Source organism: Cypionkella sinensis, assembly GCF_042646385.1.
GTDB classification, from domain to species: domain Bacteria; phylum Pseudomonadota; class Alphaproteobacteria; order Rhodobacterales; family Rhodobacteraceae; genus Cypionkella; species Cypionkella sinensis.
The window spans coordinates 696,248-711,792 of the sequence record NZ_JBHRTO010000001.1 but is presented as its reverse complement, the minus strand read 5'-3'; the positions used below and the strand labels follow the sequence as shown (position 1 = coordinate 711,792).

General features: G+C 60.6%; 15 protein-coding genes and 1 tRNA gene. 9 read left to right on the top strand and 7 right to left on the bottom strand.

The features are described 5' to 3' along the window. Window positions 1–29 precede the first annotated feature (29 nt). Window positions 30–1,364, bottom strand: a complete 1,335-nt coding sequence (gene tig, locus ACFOGH_RS03545; protein WP_380071687.1) for a trigger factor — start codon at window positions 1,362–1,364, stop codon at window positions 30–32. Window positions 1,365–1,387: 23 nt separating this feature from the next. Next, window positions 1,388–1,472 (bottom strand) — tRNA-Leu (locus tag ACFOGH_RS03540). Between the two features lie 206 nt (window positions 1,473–1,678). On the opposite strand from ACFOGH_RS03540, the gene ACFOGH_RS03535 reads away from it, so the two are divergent. Further along, complete coding sequence (locus ACFOGH_RS03535) at window positions 1,679–2,152, top strand: Hint domain-containing protein (protein WP_380071685.1); 474 nt, start codon at window positions 1,679–1,681, stop codon at window positions 2,150–2,152. 49 nt (window positions 2,153–2,201) lie between these two features. On the opposite strand, the gene ACFOGH_RS03530 is transcribed toward ACFOGH_RS03535, so the two are convergent. Further along, window positions 2,202–3,854: an NAD(P)H-hydrate dehydratase gene (locus tag ACFOGH_RS03530; protein ID WP_380071683.1), complete on the bottom strand. Its 1,653-nt coding sequence runs from the start codon at window positions 3,852–3,854 to the stop codon at window positions 2,202–2,204. A 198-nt stretch (window positions 3,855–4,052) separates the two neighbouring features. On the opposite strand from ACFOGH_RS03530, the gene ACFOGH_RS03525 reads away from it, so the two are divergent. The 3 genes from ACFOGH_RS03525 to ACFOGH_RS03515 all read left to right on the top strand — a co-directional run bounded on the left by ACFOGH_RS03525 (window position 4,053) and on the right by ACFOGH_RS03515 (window position 6,911). Then, the gene (locus tag ACFOGH_RS03525; RefSeq protein ID WP_380071681.1) at window positions 4,053–4,391 is read left to right on the top strand and encodes a P-II family nitrogen regulator; all 339 of its coding nucleotides are present in this window, start codon (window positions 4,053–4,055) and stop codon (window positions 4,389–4,391) included. 66 nt (window positions 4,392–4,457) lie between these two features. Further along, on the top strand, window positions 4,458–5,867 hold the full coding sequence (glnA, locus tag ACFOGH_RS03520) for a type I glutamate--ammonia ligase (RefSeq protein WP_380071679.1): 1,410 nt from the start codon (window positions 4,458–4,460) through the stop codon (window positions 5,865–5,867). Between the two features lie 213 nt (window positions 5,868–6,080). After that, complete coding sequence (locus ACFOGH_RS03515; protein WP_380071678.1) at window positions 6,081–6,911, top strand: hypothetical protein; 831 nt, start codon at window positions 6,081–6,083, stop codon at window positions 6,909–6,911. Here the strand turns inward: ACFOGH_RS03515 and ACFOGH_RS03510 are convergent. Next, complete coding sequence (locus ACFOGH_RS03510; RefSeq protein ID WP_380071677.1) at window positions 6,908–7,699, bottom strand: heme-dependent oxidative N-demethylase family protein; 792 nt, start codon at window positions 7,697–7,699, stop codon at window positions 6,908–6,910. The two genes, ACFOGH_RS03515 and ACFOGH_RS03510, sit on opposite strands and share 4 nt — an antisense overlap. Before the next feature lie 133 nt (window positions 7,700–7,832). On the opposite strand from ACFOGH_RS03510, the gene dddP reads away from it, so the two are divergent. Then, on the top strand, window positions 7,833–9,173 hold the full coding sequence (gene dddP / locus ACFOGH_RS03505; RefSeq protein WP_380071676.1) for a dimethylsulfonioproprionate lyase DddP: 1,341 nt from the start codon (window positions 7,833–7,835) through the stop codon (window positions 9,171–9,173). Between the two features lie 148 nt (window positions 9,174–9,321). Here the strand turns inward: dddP and ACFOGH_RS03500 are convergent, their stop codons facing one another. Together ACFOGH_RS03500 and ACFOGH_RS03495 are read right to left on the bottom strand one after the other, a co-directional pair. Further along, window positions 9,322–9,960 carry a CDGSH iron-sulfur domain-containing protein gene (locus ACFOGH_RS03500; protein ID WP_380071675.1) on the bottom strand — a complete coding sequence of 213 codons (639 nt, stop codon included), beginning with the start codon at window positions 9,958–9,960 and terminating at the stop codon, window positions 9,322–9,324. 56 nt (window positions 9,961–10,016) lie between these two features. Next, the gene (locus tag ACFOGH_RS03495; RefSeq protein ID WP_380071674.1) at window positions 10,017–10,349 is read right to left on the bottom strand and encodes a hypothetical protein; all 333 of its coding nucleotides are present in this window, start codon (window positions 10,347–10,349) and stop codon (window positions 10,017–10,019) included. Between the two features lie 142 nt (window positions 10,350–10,491). On the opposite strand from ACFOGH_RS03495, the gene purB reads away from it, so the two are divergent. The 4 genes from purB (at window position 10,492) to ACFOGH_RS03475 (ending at window position 14,712) form a co-directional block, all read left to right on the top strand. Then, window positions 10,492–11,796 carry an adenylosuccinate lyase gene (gene purB / locus ACFOGH_RS03490; protein WP_380071673.1) on the top strand — a complete coding sequence of 435 codons (1,305 nt, stop codon included), beginning with the start codon at window positions 10,492–10,494 and terminating at the stop codon, window positions 11,794–11,796. A gap of 62 nt (window positions 11,797–11,858) precedes the next feature. Beyond that, the gene (locus ACFOGH_RS03485) at window positions 11,859–12,917 is read left to right on the top strand and encodes a flagellar motor switch protein FliG (protein ID WP_380071672.1); all 1,059 of its coding nucleotides are present in this window, start codon (window positions 11,859–11,861) and stop codon (window positions 12,915–12,917) included. 46 nt (window positions 12,918–12,963) lie between these two features. Beyond that, window positions 12,964–13,845, top strand: a complete 882-nt coding sequence (locus ACFOGH_RS03480) for a DMT family transporter (protein ID WP_380071670.1) — start codon at window positions 12,964–12,966, stop codon at window positions 13,843–13,845. 3 nt (window positions 13,846–13,848) lie between these two features. Next, a complete protein-coding gene (locus ACFOGH_RS03475; protein ID WP_380071669.1) occupies window positions 13,849–14,712 on the top strand; it encodes a lysophospholipid acyltransferase family protein in 864 nt (287 codons plus the stop codon). Here the strand turns inward: ACFOGH_RS03475 and ACFOGH_RS03470 are convergent, their stop codons facing one another. After that, complete coding sequence (locus tag ACFOGH_RS03470; RefSeq protein ID WP_380071668.1) at window positions 14,713–15,435, bottom strand: DUF1223 domain-containing protein; 723 nt, start codon at window positions 15,433–15,435, stop codon at window positions 14,713–14,715. It lies immediately after the preceding gene. Between the last annotated feature and the right edge of the window lie 110 nt (window positions 15,436–15,545).

The following is a 15,545-nucleotide window of genomic DNA, read 5'->3' as shown; positions in this document are numbered from 1 at the left end:
GGCCCCGGATCAGTAACAGAAAGCTGAGATTACATCTCGTCCAAAGCTTCAATGAACTTTTGCAGCTCTTCTTTGGAAACTTCCTTCTCGGTCACTTTGGCACCAGCCACGATGTGATCGACAACCTTGTCTTCAAAGATCGGCGCGCGCAGTTGCTGTTGCATCTGCGGGTTCTTCTGCACGAACTCAAAATACTGACGCTCTTGGCCCGGGTATTGACGCGCTTGCGCCAGCACCGCTTGGGTCATTTCAGCATCCGACACGGTGACTTCGGCTTTGCGGCCGATTTCAGCCAGAACCAGACCCAGACGCACGCGACGCTCGGCCAGTTTCTTGTGCTCGTCGGTGGTCTCAACCGAACCGTGGTTGTGATCATGCACATCCGGGTTTTCTTCATGCCACAGTTGATGCGCTATTTGGGCTGCTTCGGCATCGACCAGCGCGGGCGGCAGGTCGAACTTCACCAGACCGTCGAGTTGATCGAGCAGCGAGCGCTTCAGCACAGCGCGCGACGCGCCCTTGTATTCGGCTTCCAGACGTTCCGAGATTTGACCTTTGAGCGCCGCCAGATCTTCCGCGCCGAATTTCTTCGCCAGCTCGTCATCCAGTGCCGCCGCAACCGGCTTTTTCACCGCCTTGACCGTGCAGGCGAACACCGCCGCTTTGCCAGCCAGATGGGCCGCACCATAGGCTTCCGGGAAGGTCACATTGACCGAAACTTCGTCGCCAGCAGCGGCGCCAACCAGTTGATCCTCAAAACCCGGAATGAACGAGTTCGAGCCCAGCACCAGCGGGTAATCTTCGCCCGAGCCGCCTTCGAATTCCACGCCATCCACCGAGCCTTTGAAGTCGATGGTGACTTGATCGCCGCTCTTGGCTTTGACGCCAGCTTTGCGGTCCTTGAAATCCTGCGCGGTGGCTGCGAGGTTTTTCAGCGCTTCTTCGACCGAAGCCTCATCGGCCTTCACCGACAGACGGTCCAGCTTGATCTTGCTGGCGTCGAGTTCCGGGATCGGCGGCAGGGCTTCGTAGGCCATCTCGACCACAACGTCCTGACCTTCTTTCCAGGTCTCGCCACCGATCATCTTCACGTCGGGCTGCAAGGCCGGACGGTCGCCAGTTTTCTCGAAATGCTCTTTCATCGCGCCGTCGATGGCGTCCTGCATGGCATCGCCCATCAGGCGCTGGCCGAATTGCTTTTTCAGAATCGCCAGCGGCACCTTGCCCTTGCGGAAGCCCTTGATCTCGACCTCGGGCTGCGCCTCGAGCAATTTTTCCTGAACTTTGGCTTCCAACTCTGCGGCGGACACCGTGATGGTGTAGGCGCGCTTCAAGCCGTCTTTCAGGGTTTCAGTGACCTGCATGTGTCCGTCCTTTTCTCAATCTTTGGTGCGGGTAGAGGGACTTGAACCCCCACGCCTTGCGGCGCCAGAACCTAAATCTGGTGCGTCTGCCAATTTCGCCATACCCGCATATGTCAACAAGCCACATTCCTGCCGGAAGGCAGGAGATGCGCCTTGAAATCCGCGCCCTTCTAACAAAGCCCCGCGCGGGAAGCGAGAGGAAAAGTGAGCGCAGGCGTTGTCGGGAAATTCCTGCAAAAAAACCGAAGCGGCACCGTAATCTCGCCCCATTTCGCGGCAAGTCTGGCAGCAGAGATCACGCAAAGGGTTTGCCAATGACCATCCATACCAAAGTGACCGCCGCCAAAGCGCAGATCGGGCTGGGTCATGGTCTGGCGCTGGCAACCCCGGTGCTGAGTCTGGATGGCTTGATGCCGGTCGAATACCTGACGGTCGGCGAGCGGATCATTACCCGGTTGGGTGCTTTGCGGCTGCGCGCGATCGAGACTCAGGTGGTGCAGAATGCCCGCGTGGTGCGGATCGCGCAGGGAGTGTTGGGCGTGGACCGCCCCGAAGCCGATATGATCGTGACGCCGGATCAGCCGATCCTGATCCGCGACTGGCGCGCCAAGGCGTTGACCGGGCAAGCGGTGGCGCTGATCCCGGCGCAGCGCCTGGTCGATGGCAGCTATATCTGCGCCGAAGTTCTGGCCGAGGTGCGGCTGTTCACCCTGCGCTTTGACGAAGATGCGGTGATCTATGCAGGCGGGCTGGAACTGGCCTGCACGGGCCTGTCCGTGGCCGCCTAAGCGGAATTTGCACAAATTCCGGCGCCGATTTTTGCAAAAATCGACTTCCCTACACACCCAAAGCGCGGAACACTTTTGGCAATTCTTCGGGCAAATCCTCAGCGATCAAACCGGGGCCAAAGCTGCGGGCACACTCCACATGCAGCCAGGCCGCTGTTTCTGCCGCCTGCATCGGGTCAAATCCCCGCGCCATTAGCCCGGTGATGAACCCCGCCAACACATCGCCTGACCCTGCTGTCGCCAGCCAAGGTGCCGCGCGGTCATACACCGCCGTGTTGATCGCGCAGCGTCCCGTCGGATCGGCAATCACCGTATCCGCGCCCTTATACAGCACCACACATCCCGCCCGCTTGGCCGCCTCGCGCGTGGCATCGACCTTGGAATAGGCCGGACCCTTCATCGCAGGCTCTGCCAGATTCGCCGCAATATCCGGGAACAGTCGCGCGAATTCACCGCCATGTGGGGTCAGCACGCAGCGGTCATGCAGCAGTGCAAACAGCCCACGATCTTGCGCAAGAGCCGTCAACGCATCAGCATCCAATACCGTAGGGCGGGGTTCTACCCCGCCGCGCAACACCACCGCCAGCAATTCCGCCGCCCGCGCCACCCCCAACCCCGGCCCGATGCAAAGCGCATTGATCCGCATATCGGAGAGAACCTCAGCCAACCCCGCCGCATCTGCCACGGGCCGCAGCATCACCGCATCCAACCGCGCCGCATTCTCGGCCATCGCCCCCAGCGGCGAGGCCACCGTCACCAACCCCGCCCCGATCCGCAAAGCCCCCCGCGCCGCCATCCGAGCCGCCCCGGCATGACCGTGATCACCCGAGACGATCAGGGCGTGGCCGTGGGAGAATTTGTTCGCAGGTCGAGCGTGTTCCTCAGCCCCATCCGCCCGCTTGAACAGATCGTTCCCATTGATGGCAGTGAGGTGAATGCTTACAGATTTTTGCGCCCTTTGCCGCTCAAGATCAGTGGCATAAACTTGAAGCGCCTGCTGCACGTGGTGTGCTTCATTGACATGCCCCATGACCTTGATGATCGGGCTTAAAGTGGCGATGGGCAAACCGATATCAACAACAACAATCTTGCCGCACATTGATGGACCTGATGCCAAAAACTGTCCAACCTTCGCCCGATGAAATGTAACGGTAAGCGCTGCTTTTCCACTTAAGCCCAAGGGCCGACCACTATCCGAGCAAAGCCCCGAAGGCATATCAATCGCGACACGTCGCTCCGTGCCGCTTGTTTTCTGCTGATAGGAAAATGCCGCGCGAGTATCTGCGGGGATAGGACGCTTCAGCCCTATGCCAAACAAGGCATCGACAACGACCTCCGCATTTGGCGGCCAAAAGCCACGCATGAGAAATCGCTTCACCTCCCCCACCTCACACCACCGCTCGTAATTCACCCGCGCATCCGGCGGCAGCTTTCCTGCATCGCCATAGAGATACACCTCCACCGCCCACCCACGCGCCGCCAGCAGCCGCGCCACCACAAACCCATCGCCGCCATTGTTCCCCGGCCCGCACAGCACCACCGCCCGCTGCGAGGTCAGCGCCATCTCCGGCCATTCCTCCAGCACCGCAGCGACCACCCCTGCCCCGGCGCGCTCCATCAGCTCCAGCCCGGTGACTGCCCCCGAAGCAATCGCCGCCGCCTCAATCGCCCGCATCTGCGCCGCCGTCAGCACTTCGCTCATTTCATAACCTTTTTGTTCACAAACCGCCCACACATCACGCAGTTTGCCTAAAATTTCATCACGCCACAGAATTTCCACCGCCTTCACGCGCTTCTAAAACCCTACAGAATTGAAGCCCCCGCAGGGAAGTGGTCACTACCTTCAGGACCAAATTTTGCGCGTAGACAGACTGCGTATGATCAGACTGGGGAGCAGGCGATGAAGAAAATTGAGGCGATCATCAAACCGTTCAAACTGGACGAGGTGAAGGAAGCCCTTCAGGAAGCCGGAATTCAGGGCCTGTCTGTCACCGAAGTCAAAGGCTTTGGCCGTCAGAAGGGCCATACCGAACTGTATCGCGGCGCGGAATATGTCGTCGATTTCCTGCCGAAAGTAAAAATCGAAGTCGTGCTTTCGGATGATATGGTTGAAACCGCCATCGAAGCCATCATCGCGGCTGCCCGCACCGACAAGATCGGTGATGGCAAGATTTTCGTCAGCCCGGTGGAACAAGCCATCCGCATCCGCACCGGCGAGACCGGCGACGACGCCATTTAACCCATTCCCAACAACGGCAGGCCCGCCCTGCCCCATCTTCAACCCGAAACCCCGAAAGGCAGCATGATGAGCGCAGTTGCGAAAGCTCTCAAACTGATCAAAGACGAGGAAATCGAGTATCTCGATATCCGCTTCACCGATCCCAAAGGCAAACTTCAGCACGTGACGCTTGTCACCGATCTGGTGGACGAAGACTTCTTTGAAGAAGGCTTCATGTTCGACGGCTCGTCGATTGCCGGCTGGAAGTCGATCGATCAATCCGACATGAAACTGATGCCGGATGCGTCCTCGGTCTACATGGACCCGTTCTACGCCGAGAAAACCCTCTGCGTACATTGCGACGTGGTCGAGCCCGACACCAACGAAGCCTATGATCGTTGCCCGCGCCAGATCGCCAAGAAAGCCGAAGCTTTCATGAAGTCGTCCGGCATCGGCGAGACCGCTTACTTTGGCCCCGAAGCTGAATTCTTTATCTTCGACGACGTGCGATATTCGATCACCCCGCGCAAAGTCTCGTATGAGATCGACGCCGAAGCCGCAGCTTGGAACACCGACACCGTGACCGAAGGCGGCAACTATGGCCACCGCGCGGCGCACAAGGGCGGCTATTTCCCGGTGAACCCGGTGGACGAAGCGCAAGACCTGCGCGGCGAGATGTTGTCGACCATGAAGCGCATCGGCATTCGTGTGGACAAGCACCACCACGAAGTGGCGACCTGCCAGCACGAACTCGGCATGATCTTCGGTGGTCTGGTCGAGCAAGCCGACAACATCCAGAAATACAAATACGTGATCCACAACGTGGCGCACGCCTACGGCAAGACCGTAACCTTCATGCCGAAACCGATGAAGGGTGACAACGGCAGCGGTATGCACGTGAACATGTCGATCTGGAAAGACGGCAAGCCCTTGTTCGCGGGCGACAAATACGCTGACCTTAGCCAAGAGGCGCTGTATTTCATCGGCGGCATCATCAAACATGCCAAAGCCCTGAACGCGCTGACCAACCCCGGCACCAACAGCTACAAACGCCTTATCCCGGGCTTTGAAGCACCGGTTCTGCTGGCTTACTCGGCCCGTAACCGCTCGGGTGCTGTGCGTATTCCGTGGACCGAATCGCCGAAAGCCAAACGTGTTGAGGCTCGCTTCCCCGATCCGTCGGCAAACCCCTACCTGGCCTTCGCAGGCCTGCTGATGGCTGGTCTGGACGGCATCCGCAACAAGATCGACCCGGGCCCGGCTTCGGACAAAGACCTCTACGATCTGCCGCCCGAAGAACTGGCCGAAATCCCGACCGTTTGCGGCTCGCTCCGCGAGGCGCTGGAAGCTTTGGACAAGGACATGGACTTCCTACTGGCAGGCGACGTGTTCACCCGTCCGATGCTGGAAGCCTATATGGCGCTGAAGTGGGAAGAGGTTTACGCCTACGAACACACTCCGCATCCGATCGAGTATCAGATGTATTACTCCTGCTAAGTGCAGAGCAATCGCATGCAAAGGCCGCCCCATCTGGGCGGCCTTTCGCATTTCAGCCGTTGCCGTGGACAATGCAGCGGATTCGTCATGATAGTGAATTAAGGCGGAAACAGCACTCAACTTCCGGTTAATAACTTGTAAACGCCGCAATACCTTCCAGATGCAGGCACAATCAGGGGGCAAAACGATACAACCACTGATGGAGGTCTCGCGATGAAGGTTCATCCCGATATACAGTTCAGTACGATTGCCGAGTTGTTGTTTCTACAATCGCCCAACTTGAACTTTGCCCGTCTTGTGGCCGATCTGGATGCTGTTCTGGCGCGCTTCCACGACAAGGATCGCCAACTCACCTGGGATTGCGAGGATTTGGCAAGCTTTGATATGCCGGGCACAAGGATTGTCCTTGCAACGGCAGAAAAACCCCGCCCCGGCATCTCTGCTTCGCTGACGCTTTCGGTCGGGCCGTCGCATCTGCCGCCGCGGCTGAACGCCAGCCCAAGACGCCGTCACCCAGCGGTGCGGCATGAAGCTTTGTGTTCCAAGCTGGTAGAGCGGGTGCAGGCGCGGCTGAACCCGGATGCGGTGTTCTGGCACGAATGGGCGCATCCCGTCACCTCTGAGGTGATCGATTCGCTCGCCTATGCCAAGCCAAAATCCAGCCAGCGCGCCGACCCGGATCATCCGATCTTTTCGCTGCTGAACGAGCGCAATGTTGATGCGGTCTACGCGCGCGGTTTCCACGCCAGCAATGACACCCCGGATATTCCGCCGCCGCGCGACCCGGAGCTCGCCCGCCTGCGCGAAGCACTCTACCCGGTCGAGGATGCACCGCCGCCGCATCTGGTCTCGCCACAAATGCGGCTTGCGGCGCATACAATGAATGCCACGCTGATCATGGTGGCGCTGCCGGTGGGAGCTGCGATGCTGACCTATTCGGTGCTGCGCGGCGAGAATATGCGGCTGACCTCGGCGGCACTGGTGGCAACCGGATTTGCATCGACCTTGCTGCAAGGGCCGGTGGCCTCGGCGTTGATCGGCTAATTGGTCTTTTGCATCACGCCCAAGTCGCTCAGGATCGCAAGATCACTGGGCGCAAGGCTGTGCAGCGGCACCTGATAGCTGTGGATGCTGAACAAGACCGCATCCGCCTGTGGCAGGCGCAGCAGGCATTGCCGCTCGGCCCGCATATAGGCACCTGCGCGCGCCTTCGGATGCGGATCGCCCTCGCGACGGGGGTGAAACAGCGCGGGGTTTTCGTAGATATGAAAATTCATTCGCCACAACGGCTGTTCTGGGCGGATCGCATCAAACAACCGCTGCACCCGTCGCGCCAGATCGGGCGTATAGCTTTCGACTGGCAGATGAATCCCGACCATCGAGCGACCGAGTTTTTCACTTAGCGTCCAGCTTGCCGGAAAACACAGCACCGCCGCTGTCAGCGCATGTTCGTAGCCCACCCGCTGCATCAGACACAGATCTTCCTGCACCAGCCGCCCGAGGGTCAGCAGCGGCTGATCGCAGTCCAAAGCAACCCGCACCCCATCCGGGCGCTGTACGCTATCCGCGTCCACCACAAACCCCGCCATTCCATGAAGCTTGTCCAGCACCCGATCATACAACTCCAAAGCCGCAGGCATCGCGGTGACGGGCAGCGCGTGGACCAGTTCGGGCGTCTCGGCGATCAACCGATCGCGCTCGGCCATCTGGGCGGCATAGGCGTCGCAAACCGTGATCCAACTGTCATCGGCAATCGGCTGGATGCCCGGCAGACGTGCGGTGCGCGGATCGGCCCAAGGGTGCAGCGGCAGCTTTGTGTTCAGGATCGGCATTATGACAGCGTAACGGAGCGGCGGCGATAAACGCAAGCCCCGGCCATTTGCGACAAACCGCGTCGCCGCCAGCAAAGCCCGCAAGGCTGCACCTGCCACCTTCGCCGCAGTCCTGCCAGATCGGAGTCAGCCCATGTCCTACGCCGAAACCCGTCGCAAGATCGACCCCGCACGCGGCGACCGCTTGGGCGATGGCACCCCGAATGACAATGACCGGGTCGAAATCGGCCCAACTCAACTGGCCTTTGCCGAGTGGGCGGCGGCGGGGCTGGCCTTGCCGAACCTGGAGCGGATGCGCAGCTTCCGCTGGCAACGCATCGTCGCCAGCCTGCAAGCCCGCGATTACGGCGCGATCCTGATGTTTGATCCGTTGAACATCCGCTACGCCACCGACACCACCAACATGCAGCTTTGGAACAGCCACAACCCGTTCCGCGCCTGCATGGTCTGCGCCGATGGCCATATGGTGGTCTGGGAATACAAACAGGCGCCGTTTCTGGTGAATTTCAATCCGCTGGTAAAGGAACTGCGCTCTGGCGCCTCGTTCTTCTACAATGTATGCGGTGATAAAGTGGCAGACGATGCCTCCAGCTTTGCCGCGCAAGTGGATGAGGTAATGCGCGCGCATGCGGGCAGCAACCGCCGTCTTGCGGTGGACAAGATCATGATCAACGGTCTGCGCGCGCTGGAACGCGCCGGGTTTGAGGTGATGGAGGGTGAAGAAGTCACCGAGCGCACCCGCGCGATCAAAGGCCCGGATGAGATACTTGCGATGAAATGCGCGCATCACGCCTGCGAGGCCGCGATTGCCGAGATGGAGATTGCCACCCGCGCAGGTGTGCCTCTGGCACATATGTCCGAGGATGATATCTGGGCTGAACTGCACAAGGGCAACATCCGCCGCGGGGGTGAATGGATCGAAACCCGGCTGCTGGCATCCGGGCCGCGCACCAATCCGTGGTTTCAGGAATGTGGCCCGCGTCTGGTCTCGAACAACGAAATCGTCGCCTTTGATACCGATCTGATCGGCGCTTATGGCATCTGCACCGACATTTCGCGGACTTGGTGGGTAGGCGACCGCGCCCCGCGCCCGGATATGATCTCGGCGATGGGGCATGCGATGGACCATATCAAGCAGAATATGGCGATGCTGAAACCGGGTGTGACCATCCGCGAGCTGACCCATGGCGGACATCAACTGGCGGATAAATACTGGAAGCAGAAATATTCCTGCAAAATGCACGGCGTTGGCCTTTGCGATGAATGGCCCTTCGTGCCCTACCCCGACGCCCATGTCGATGGCGCATTCGATGTGGCGTTGCAGCCCGGCATGACGCTGTGTGTCGAAGCTTTGGTCTCGCCCGAGGGCGGTGATTTCTCGATCAAGCTGGAAGACCAGGTACTGATCACCGAGACGGGGTTTGAAAACCTGACGAAATATCCGTTTGACGCGGCGCTGCTGGGCCAAGCCTGAAACGCTGCTTTGGTTGATCTGCCGAAGCCTCCGGCGGGGATATTTAAGAACAGGTGAAATCCTTACCGCTGGGCTAGTTTCATCTGTCTTCTGAATATCCCCGCCGGAGGCTTCTACAGCGCAGACCGGCACAGCCTTTGACAAAAAGCTACTCTGCCACAAACCCCGCTGCTTTATGGCTGCCATCGCAATAGGGCTTGTTCGCCGAATGCCCACAACGGCACAAAAACGCCTGCGTCACCCGGTTCACCGTGCGGCCGGTGCCTGACACCAACTCCAAGTTGCCCGCCAGTTTCAGCGGCCCATTCGGCAGGGGCTGCACCGCCACCGCGCCATCGCGGAGGGCCAAAGCCTCAGATTCCTTCACCGCAGGCTCGCCCGAGGCGGTAAAGCCCGCCGACGTGTGGCTGCCGTCACAATAGGGTTTGTTGGCCGATGCCCCGCAGCGGCACAGCGTCGCGCGCGGCGCGTCCAGCACCACCCCGCCCAGCAGGATCGGTGCTTCCAGCGCCAGCGGACCATTCTCGCGCACCCGCAGCGTATTCACCACCGGCGGCACATCTGAGCCTAGCGCTCCATCGTTCCACAGCACCCGGATCGCGCCCGAGGGGCAATTCTGCCCGATCCGCACCACCTCGGCAGCCGGGGCCGCATCGGGGTAAATCCACTCCCCCTTCACATTCGGCACAAACACTTCTGGATGGCTTAACACGCAGTTGCGCGAATGCACGCAGCGTTTGCCATCGAACACGATCGTCACTTCGCGGCCTTGAACGGTTTCGACCATCATTCCCTCCATTTTGGCACGTCAGCTTGAAAGAATTTGTCTGTAGTGTGGCGCGTTCAGGGGGCCAGCACCCCCTCGGTTGCGCTGCCCTCGCCCGCGATGAACTTCACCTGCGCGCCTTGCACGGCGACGCCATAGCAGGCCCAGATATCCGAAGGCGGCCAGACCGAGCAATAAAGATCACCGCGCAGCGCCCAATGGCCCAGACTGTCGCGGCCATTGTTATAGATAGTCTGGCCATCCGGCTTGAAGCTTTGCTGCGTGCCATCGGTGTAATGCACCACATGCCCGCTTAACGCCGCTGTGATCGCCGCGCCATCCAGCGTCTGCCACTCCTCGGCCAAAGCTGGTCCCGCCAGCATCGCCACCACCAAAGCCAAAGCGCGCATTTGACCCTCTATGCAACTGCTTGAAACCAAGCCTAGCGCATTCGCTTGCAGCAAACCACTGCCGCGACAGCCCCTATACTTGCCCTTTGCCCCGCCCCGGTCTAAAGCGCCCTATCCCTGCCACGCCCACCCGGAGGCCTTGATGATCCCACGTTACTCCCGCCCCGACATGGTTGCCATCTGGTCGCCCGAAGCCAAATTCCGCATCTGGTTTGAAATCGAAGCCCATGCCTGCGACGCGCTTGCCGCCATCGGGGTGATCCCAAAAGAAAGCGCCGCCGCCGTCTGGAAAGCCAAAGACGTGACCTTCGATGTGGCCCGCATTGATGAAATCGAGGCTGTCACCAAACATGACGTGATCGCGTTTCTGACCCACCTCGCCGAACATATCGGTGCCGAGGAAGCCCGCTTTGTCCACCAAGGCATGACCTCGTCTGACGTGCTGGACACCACGTTCAATCTGCAACTCGTCCGCGCCTCTGATCTGCTGCTGGCGGGGATGGACCGGGTTCTGGCAGCGCTGAAAACGCGCGCCTTCGAGCATAAAAACACCGTCCGCATTGGCCGCAGCCATGGCATCCATGCCGAACCCACCACGATGGGCCTGACCTTCGCGCGGTTCTACGCCGAAATGGCGCGGGGCCGCGCCCGCCTGCAAGCCGCCCGCACCGAAATCGCCACCGGGGCGATTTCCGGCGCTGTCGGCACTTTCGCCAATATCGACCCGTCGGTGGAAGAACATGTCTGCGCCCAGCTTGGCCTGACGCCCGAGCCGATCTCCACCCAAGTCATCCCGCGCGACCGCCACGCGATGTTCTTCGCCACCTTGGGTGTGATCGCCTCCAGCATCGAAAACGTCGCGATCGAGATCCGCCACATGCAGCGCACCGAGGTGCTGGAGGCGGAGGAATTCTTCAGCCCCGGCCAAAAGGGCTCGTCCGCCATGCCGCACAAACGCAACCCGGTGCTGTCGGAAAACCTCACCGGCCTTGCGCGCTTGGTGCGCATGTCGGTAACGCCCGCGCTGGAGAATGTGGCGCTGTGGCATGAGCGTGACATCAGCCATTCCAGCGTGGAGCGCGCCATCGGCCCCGATACCACCATCACGCTGGATTTCGCGCTGCACCGTCTGGCGGGGCTGGTCGAAAAGCTGGTGGTCTACCCGGAAAACTGCCTGAAGAACATGAACCAGTTCAAAGGCTTGGTGATGAGCCAGCGCGTGCTGCTGGCGCTAACCCAAGCCGGCGTTTCCCGCGAAGACAGCTACCGTCTGGTGCAGCGCAACGCGATGAAGGTCTGGGAGCATGGCGCGGATTTCAAGACCGAGCTGCTCGCTGATCCCGAAGTAACCGCCGCCCTCACCCCGGCGCAGATCGAGGAAAAGTTCGACATCGGCTATCACACCAAACATGTCGATACGATTTTCAAGCGGGTGTTTGGGGCTTAAACCCCGCTTTAACCGGTGACTGTCATTCTAACCCCTGAACCAGAATGGATCAGGGGATTTCCATGACAAACGAACCAACAGTTCTGGCACGGATCACGCCAGCGCAGCGGGCGGTTGTCGCGCGCGGACCCAGCGCGCGCCAGAAAGCTGCGATCATCGTGCAGTTTCTGCTGACCGAGGGCGGCAGCTTGCCCTTGGCGAAACTACCCGAACCGATGCAGGCGGATTTGGCCGAACAGATGGCGCAGATGCGCACGGTGGATCGGCGCACTCTGGCGGCGGTGATCGAAGAATTCATGGCCGAGCTGGATCAGGTCGGCTTGTCCTTTCCCGGCGGGATCGAGGCCGCGCTTGCGATGATGGATGGTCATATCTCGGCCAATGCCGCCAGCCGCCTGCGCCGCTTGGCCGCCAGCAGCGCCTCGAGTGACCCGTGGGAGCGGCTGACGGCGATGCCGGTGCCAACCCTGCTGCCGGTGCTGGAGGAGGAAAGCATCGAGGTCGGGGCGGTGATGCTCTCGAAGCTGCCAGTTGCCAAGGCTGCGGAATTATTGGGCAAACTCCCCGGCGACAAGGCGCGGCGGGTGGCCTATGCGGTGTCACAAACCAGCAATGTCGATCCCGAAACAGTGCGGCGCATCGGCATTTCGCTGGCGAGCCAGTTGGAAGCACAGCCCCTGCGCGCGTTTCAGGCCAATCCGGTGGAACGGGTCGGCGCTATTCTGAACGTCTCGCCAGCGCTGACGCGCGAAGACGTGCTGAAAGGTCTGGATGAGACGGATGCAGGCTTTGCCCAGCAGGTGCGCCGGGCGATTTTCACCTATGTGCATCTGCCCAAGCGGATGCTGGGGCGCGATGTGCCCAAGCTGATCCGGGTTGTCGATCAGGCGCAACTGGTCAGCGCGCTTGCCGCCAGCGGCGAAGACCCGGAAAAGCAGGCGGCAGCCGAATTTCTGCTGGCCAACATGTCGCAACGCATGGCGCAGGGGCTCCGAGAGGAAGTCACCGCACGTGGCCGGGTGAAGGAAAAAGACGCCGAAGATGCGATGAACCAGATCATCGCTGCTGTCCGCCAGTTGGAAGCCGCCGGGGAACTGGCACTTATTCAGGATGAGGAATAGCCAGCGGCTCTTGTCGCAGCGCGGCAGCCCGCATAGGGTTCGCCGCATGTCCGCTCTTAAAGCCCTGCCCACCGCCGCCGCCACCCGCAAGGGCATCCTGACGCTGATGCTGGGGGTGGCGATGTTTAGCACCATGGATGCCGTGGCGAAGGGATTGCTGCAAAGCTATCCCACAGCACAGGTAGTTTGGGCGCGCTTTATCGGCCAAGCAATGCTGGTGCTGGCGATTCTGGGACCCAAACGCATTGGCCCCACCCTACGCACGCCTTACCCTTGGCTGCATTTGGCGCGATCCAGCTTTCAACTAGCAACCACTGGGCTGTTTTTCCTGAGCCTTGGCTATATCGGTCTGGCAGAAGCCACCGCGCTTGCGGATATGAGCCCGCTGCTGATCACGCTGGGCGCCGCGCTGTTTCTGGGCGAAAAGCTGGGGCCGCGCCGTATAGCGGGCGTGGTGGTGGCTATGATCGGTGCGCTGATGATCATCCGGCCCGGTGCAGGGCTGTTCACCCCGGCGGCGCTGCTGCCCTTGGCTTGCGCGATGTGCTATGCGGCTTCGGCCCTGCTGACCCGCCTTGTCGGACAAAAGGAAGGCCCCGCCACGTCGATGCTGCACGCGGCCTTGTTCGGCGCGGTGGCGACCAGCATTGCGGTTTGCTTTGTCTGGCAACCAATCGCGCTGGCAGATCTGCCGCGCTTTGCAGTCTTGGGCTGCCTTGGCACCGCCGCGCAATTCTGCCTGATCCGGGCCTTTTCGATGGCCGAAGCCTCGGCGATTGCGCCGTTTTCCTATCTGGGCATCCTGTACGCCACCTTGTTCGGCATCGCGTTTTATGGCGAATACCCCGACATGTGGACGATGATCGGCGCGCTTGTGATCGCGGGGTCCGGGCTTTATGTCTGGCACCGCGAAACCATCAAGCGTTGACCGATGTCTGACCCCGCCTTTCAACCTCTTGCCTATGCGCAAAACCTTGTGGTGCGCGGCCTGATTGGCTTGGGCCTTGCCTTGCCGTATCGGCTGCGGGTGCCACTGCTGGGCTGGGTGCTGCGCGGCCCGGTTGGGCGCATCGCAGGCTATAGGCAACGCGCGATGCAGAATCTGGCGCTGATCTGGCCGGATATACCGTTAAATCAACGCAAGAAGATCGCCTCGGAATCGCTTGATAACGCAGGAAGAACGCTGATCGAGAACTATTCGACAGCCGGATTTCTGGCCCGCCAGTCAAAACTGACCCCACAGGGGCCGGGGGTGGCGGCACTGGACAAGGCAAAGGCGGAAAAGCGTGCGGTAATTCTGGTCTCGGGGCATTTCGGCAACTACGAGGCCGCCCGCGCCTGCCTTGTAGCGCAGGGTTACACCATTGGCGGCCTGTATCGCCCGATGTCGAACCGTTATTTTAACGCGCATTATGTGCAGACGATGGAGGCGTTCGGCGGCCCGATCTTTCCGCAGGGGCGCGCGGGCACCACCGGATTCGTCAAACATCTGAAGGCCGGGGGCCTGCTGGTTTTGCTGTTCGATCAGCGCGCGGGCAGCGATTACATTGACTTTCTGGGCGAGCCTGCGCGCACCGCGCTGTCAGCCGCCGAACTTAGCCTGCGCTACAAGGCTGATCTGATCCCGTTCTATGCCACCCGCCAGCCCGATGGCCTCAGCTTTGCCGTCGAACTTGAGGCCCCGATCCCGCACAGCACGCCGCTGGAGATGACCACCGCCCTGACCCGTAGCCTGGAGGCCCGCGTTAAAGCCCATCCCGGTCAGTGGTTCTGGATTCATCGCCGCTGGCGCTGATCACTTCAACCGCGCGGCGGCGATAATCTGTGCTGGGCCAACGCCGTCTGATGCGCGCGATTGCAGGATCACCACCACCGGGCCACTGCCTGCGGGCGTCACCATCTGCAGCGGCTCTACTCCAGACCAATCGCCGACCTTCTGCCACGCGGTGACGATGTTGTTATAGGCCACCTTCAGCCCCGAGTTTTCGCCGCGCTCAATTTCAACTTCGGCGCGGTCCGTGTAATGCACCAATTGCACCGCCACCGGATTGGCCAAAGCCTGCGTTGCCGTGGCAGTTATCAAAAGATCAGTGCCTTTGCGGTTCAGCGAAAGCACGACCGGGCTGGGCTGCACCGCCGCCAAGGCTTGTGCTACCGCGCGTGGTTGATTGCCCGCCACCCGCGCATTGCCCGCCACGATCATTTGCGGCGTGTAGATCATCTTTTCACCGGCTGCGTGGGCATAGGCCTTTTGCCGCTCGGTAAAGCCGGGTTGGCCAAATGTATCGGTCCAGCCGATGTAATCCCAATAGTCGACATGCAGCGACAACCCGATCACCCCCGGCGTCTGCGCCAGTTTTGCCATCAGCTCATCCGCAGGCGGGCAAGACGAACACCCTTGCGAGGTGTAAAGCTCTACCACCACACCCTGCTCCGACTCAGCCATCGCCGCCGATGCGCACAGCACAAGACCGCCGATCACACCAAGACGGGCCGTGCTGAACAAATGATGCGACATGGGGGTTTTCCGATCTTTAAGCCGTGTTTTTTGTTCTACATGAAGCAAGGCCGCCGCCGCCAATCAAGGTTTTGCGAGCCTTGCTGACAGAAATTTCACACAACCGTTCC

Bases quoted from the DNA above. Each gene is read 5' to 3' on its own strand.
- tig (WP_380071687.1), bottom strand. From the start codon at position 1,364: ATGCAGGTCACTGAAACCCTGAAAGACGGCTTGAAGCGCGCCTACACC.
- ACFOGH_RS03535 (WP_380071685.1), top strand. From the start codon at position 1,679: ATGACCATCCATACCAAAGTGACCGCCGCCAAAGCGCAGATCGGGCTG.
- ACFOGH_RS03530 (WP_380071683.1), bottom strand. From the start codon at position 3,854: ATGAGCGAAGTGCTGACGGCGGCGCAGATGCGGGCGATTGAGGCGGCG.
- ACFOGH_RS03525 (WP_380071681.1), top strand. From the start codon at position 4,053: ATGAAGAAAATTGAGGCGATCATCAAACCGTTCAAACTGGACGAGGTG.
- glnA (WP_380071679.1), top strand. From the start codon at position 4,458: ATGAGCGCAGTTGCGAAAGCTCTCAAACTGATCAAAGACGAGGAAATC.
- ACFOGH_RS03515 (WP_380071678.1), top strand. From the start codon at position 6,081: ATGAAGGTTCATCCCGATATACAGTTCAGTACGATTGCCGAGTTGTTG.
- ACFOGH_RS03510 (WP_380071677.1), bottom strand. From the start codon at position 7,699: ATGCCGATCCTGAACACAAAGCTGCCGCTGCACCCTTGGGCCGATCCG.
- dddP (WP_380071676.1), top strand. From the start codon at position 7,833: ATGTCCTACGCCGAAACCCGTCGCAAGATCGACCCCGCACGCGGCGAC.
- ACFOGH_RS03500 (WP_380071675.1), bottom strand. From the start codon at position 9,960: ATGGTCGAAACCGTTCAAGGCCGCGAAGTGACGATCGTGTTCGATGGC.
- ACFOGH_RS03495 (WP_380071674.1), bottom strand. From the start codon at position 10,349: ATGCGCGCTTTGGCTTTGGTGGTGGCGATGCTGGCGGGACCAGCTTTG.
- purB (WP_380071673.1), top strand. From the start codon at position 10,492: ATGATCCCACGTTACTCCCGCCCCGACATGGTTGCCATCTGGTCGCCC.
- ACFOGH_RS03485 (WP_380071672.1), top strand. From the start codon at position 11,859: ATGACAAACGAACCAACAGTTCTGGCACGGATCACGCCAGCGCAGCGG.
- ACFOGH_RS03480 (WP_380071670.1), top strand. From the start codon at position 12,964: ATGTCCGCTCTTAAAGCCCTGCCCACCGCCGCCGCCACCCGCAAGGGC.
- ACFOGH_RS03475 (WP_380071669.1), top strand. From the start codon at position 13,849: ATGTCTGACCCCGCCTTTCAACCTCTTGCCTATGCGCAAAACCTTGTG.
- ACFOGH_RS03470 (WP_380071668.1), bottom strand. From the start codon at position 15,435: ATGTCGCATCATTTGTTCAGCACGGCCCGTCTTGGTGTGATCGGCGGT.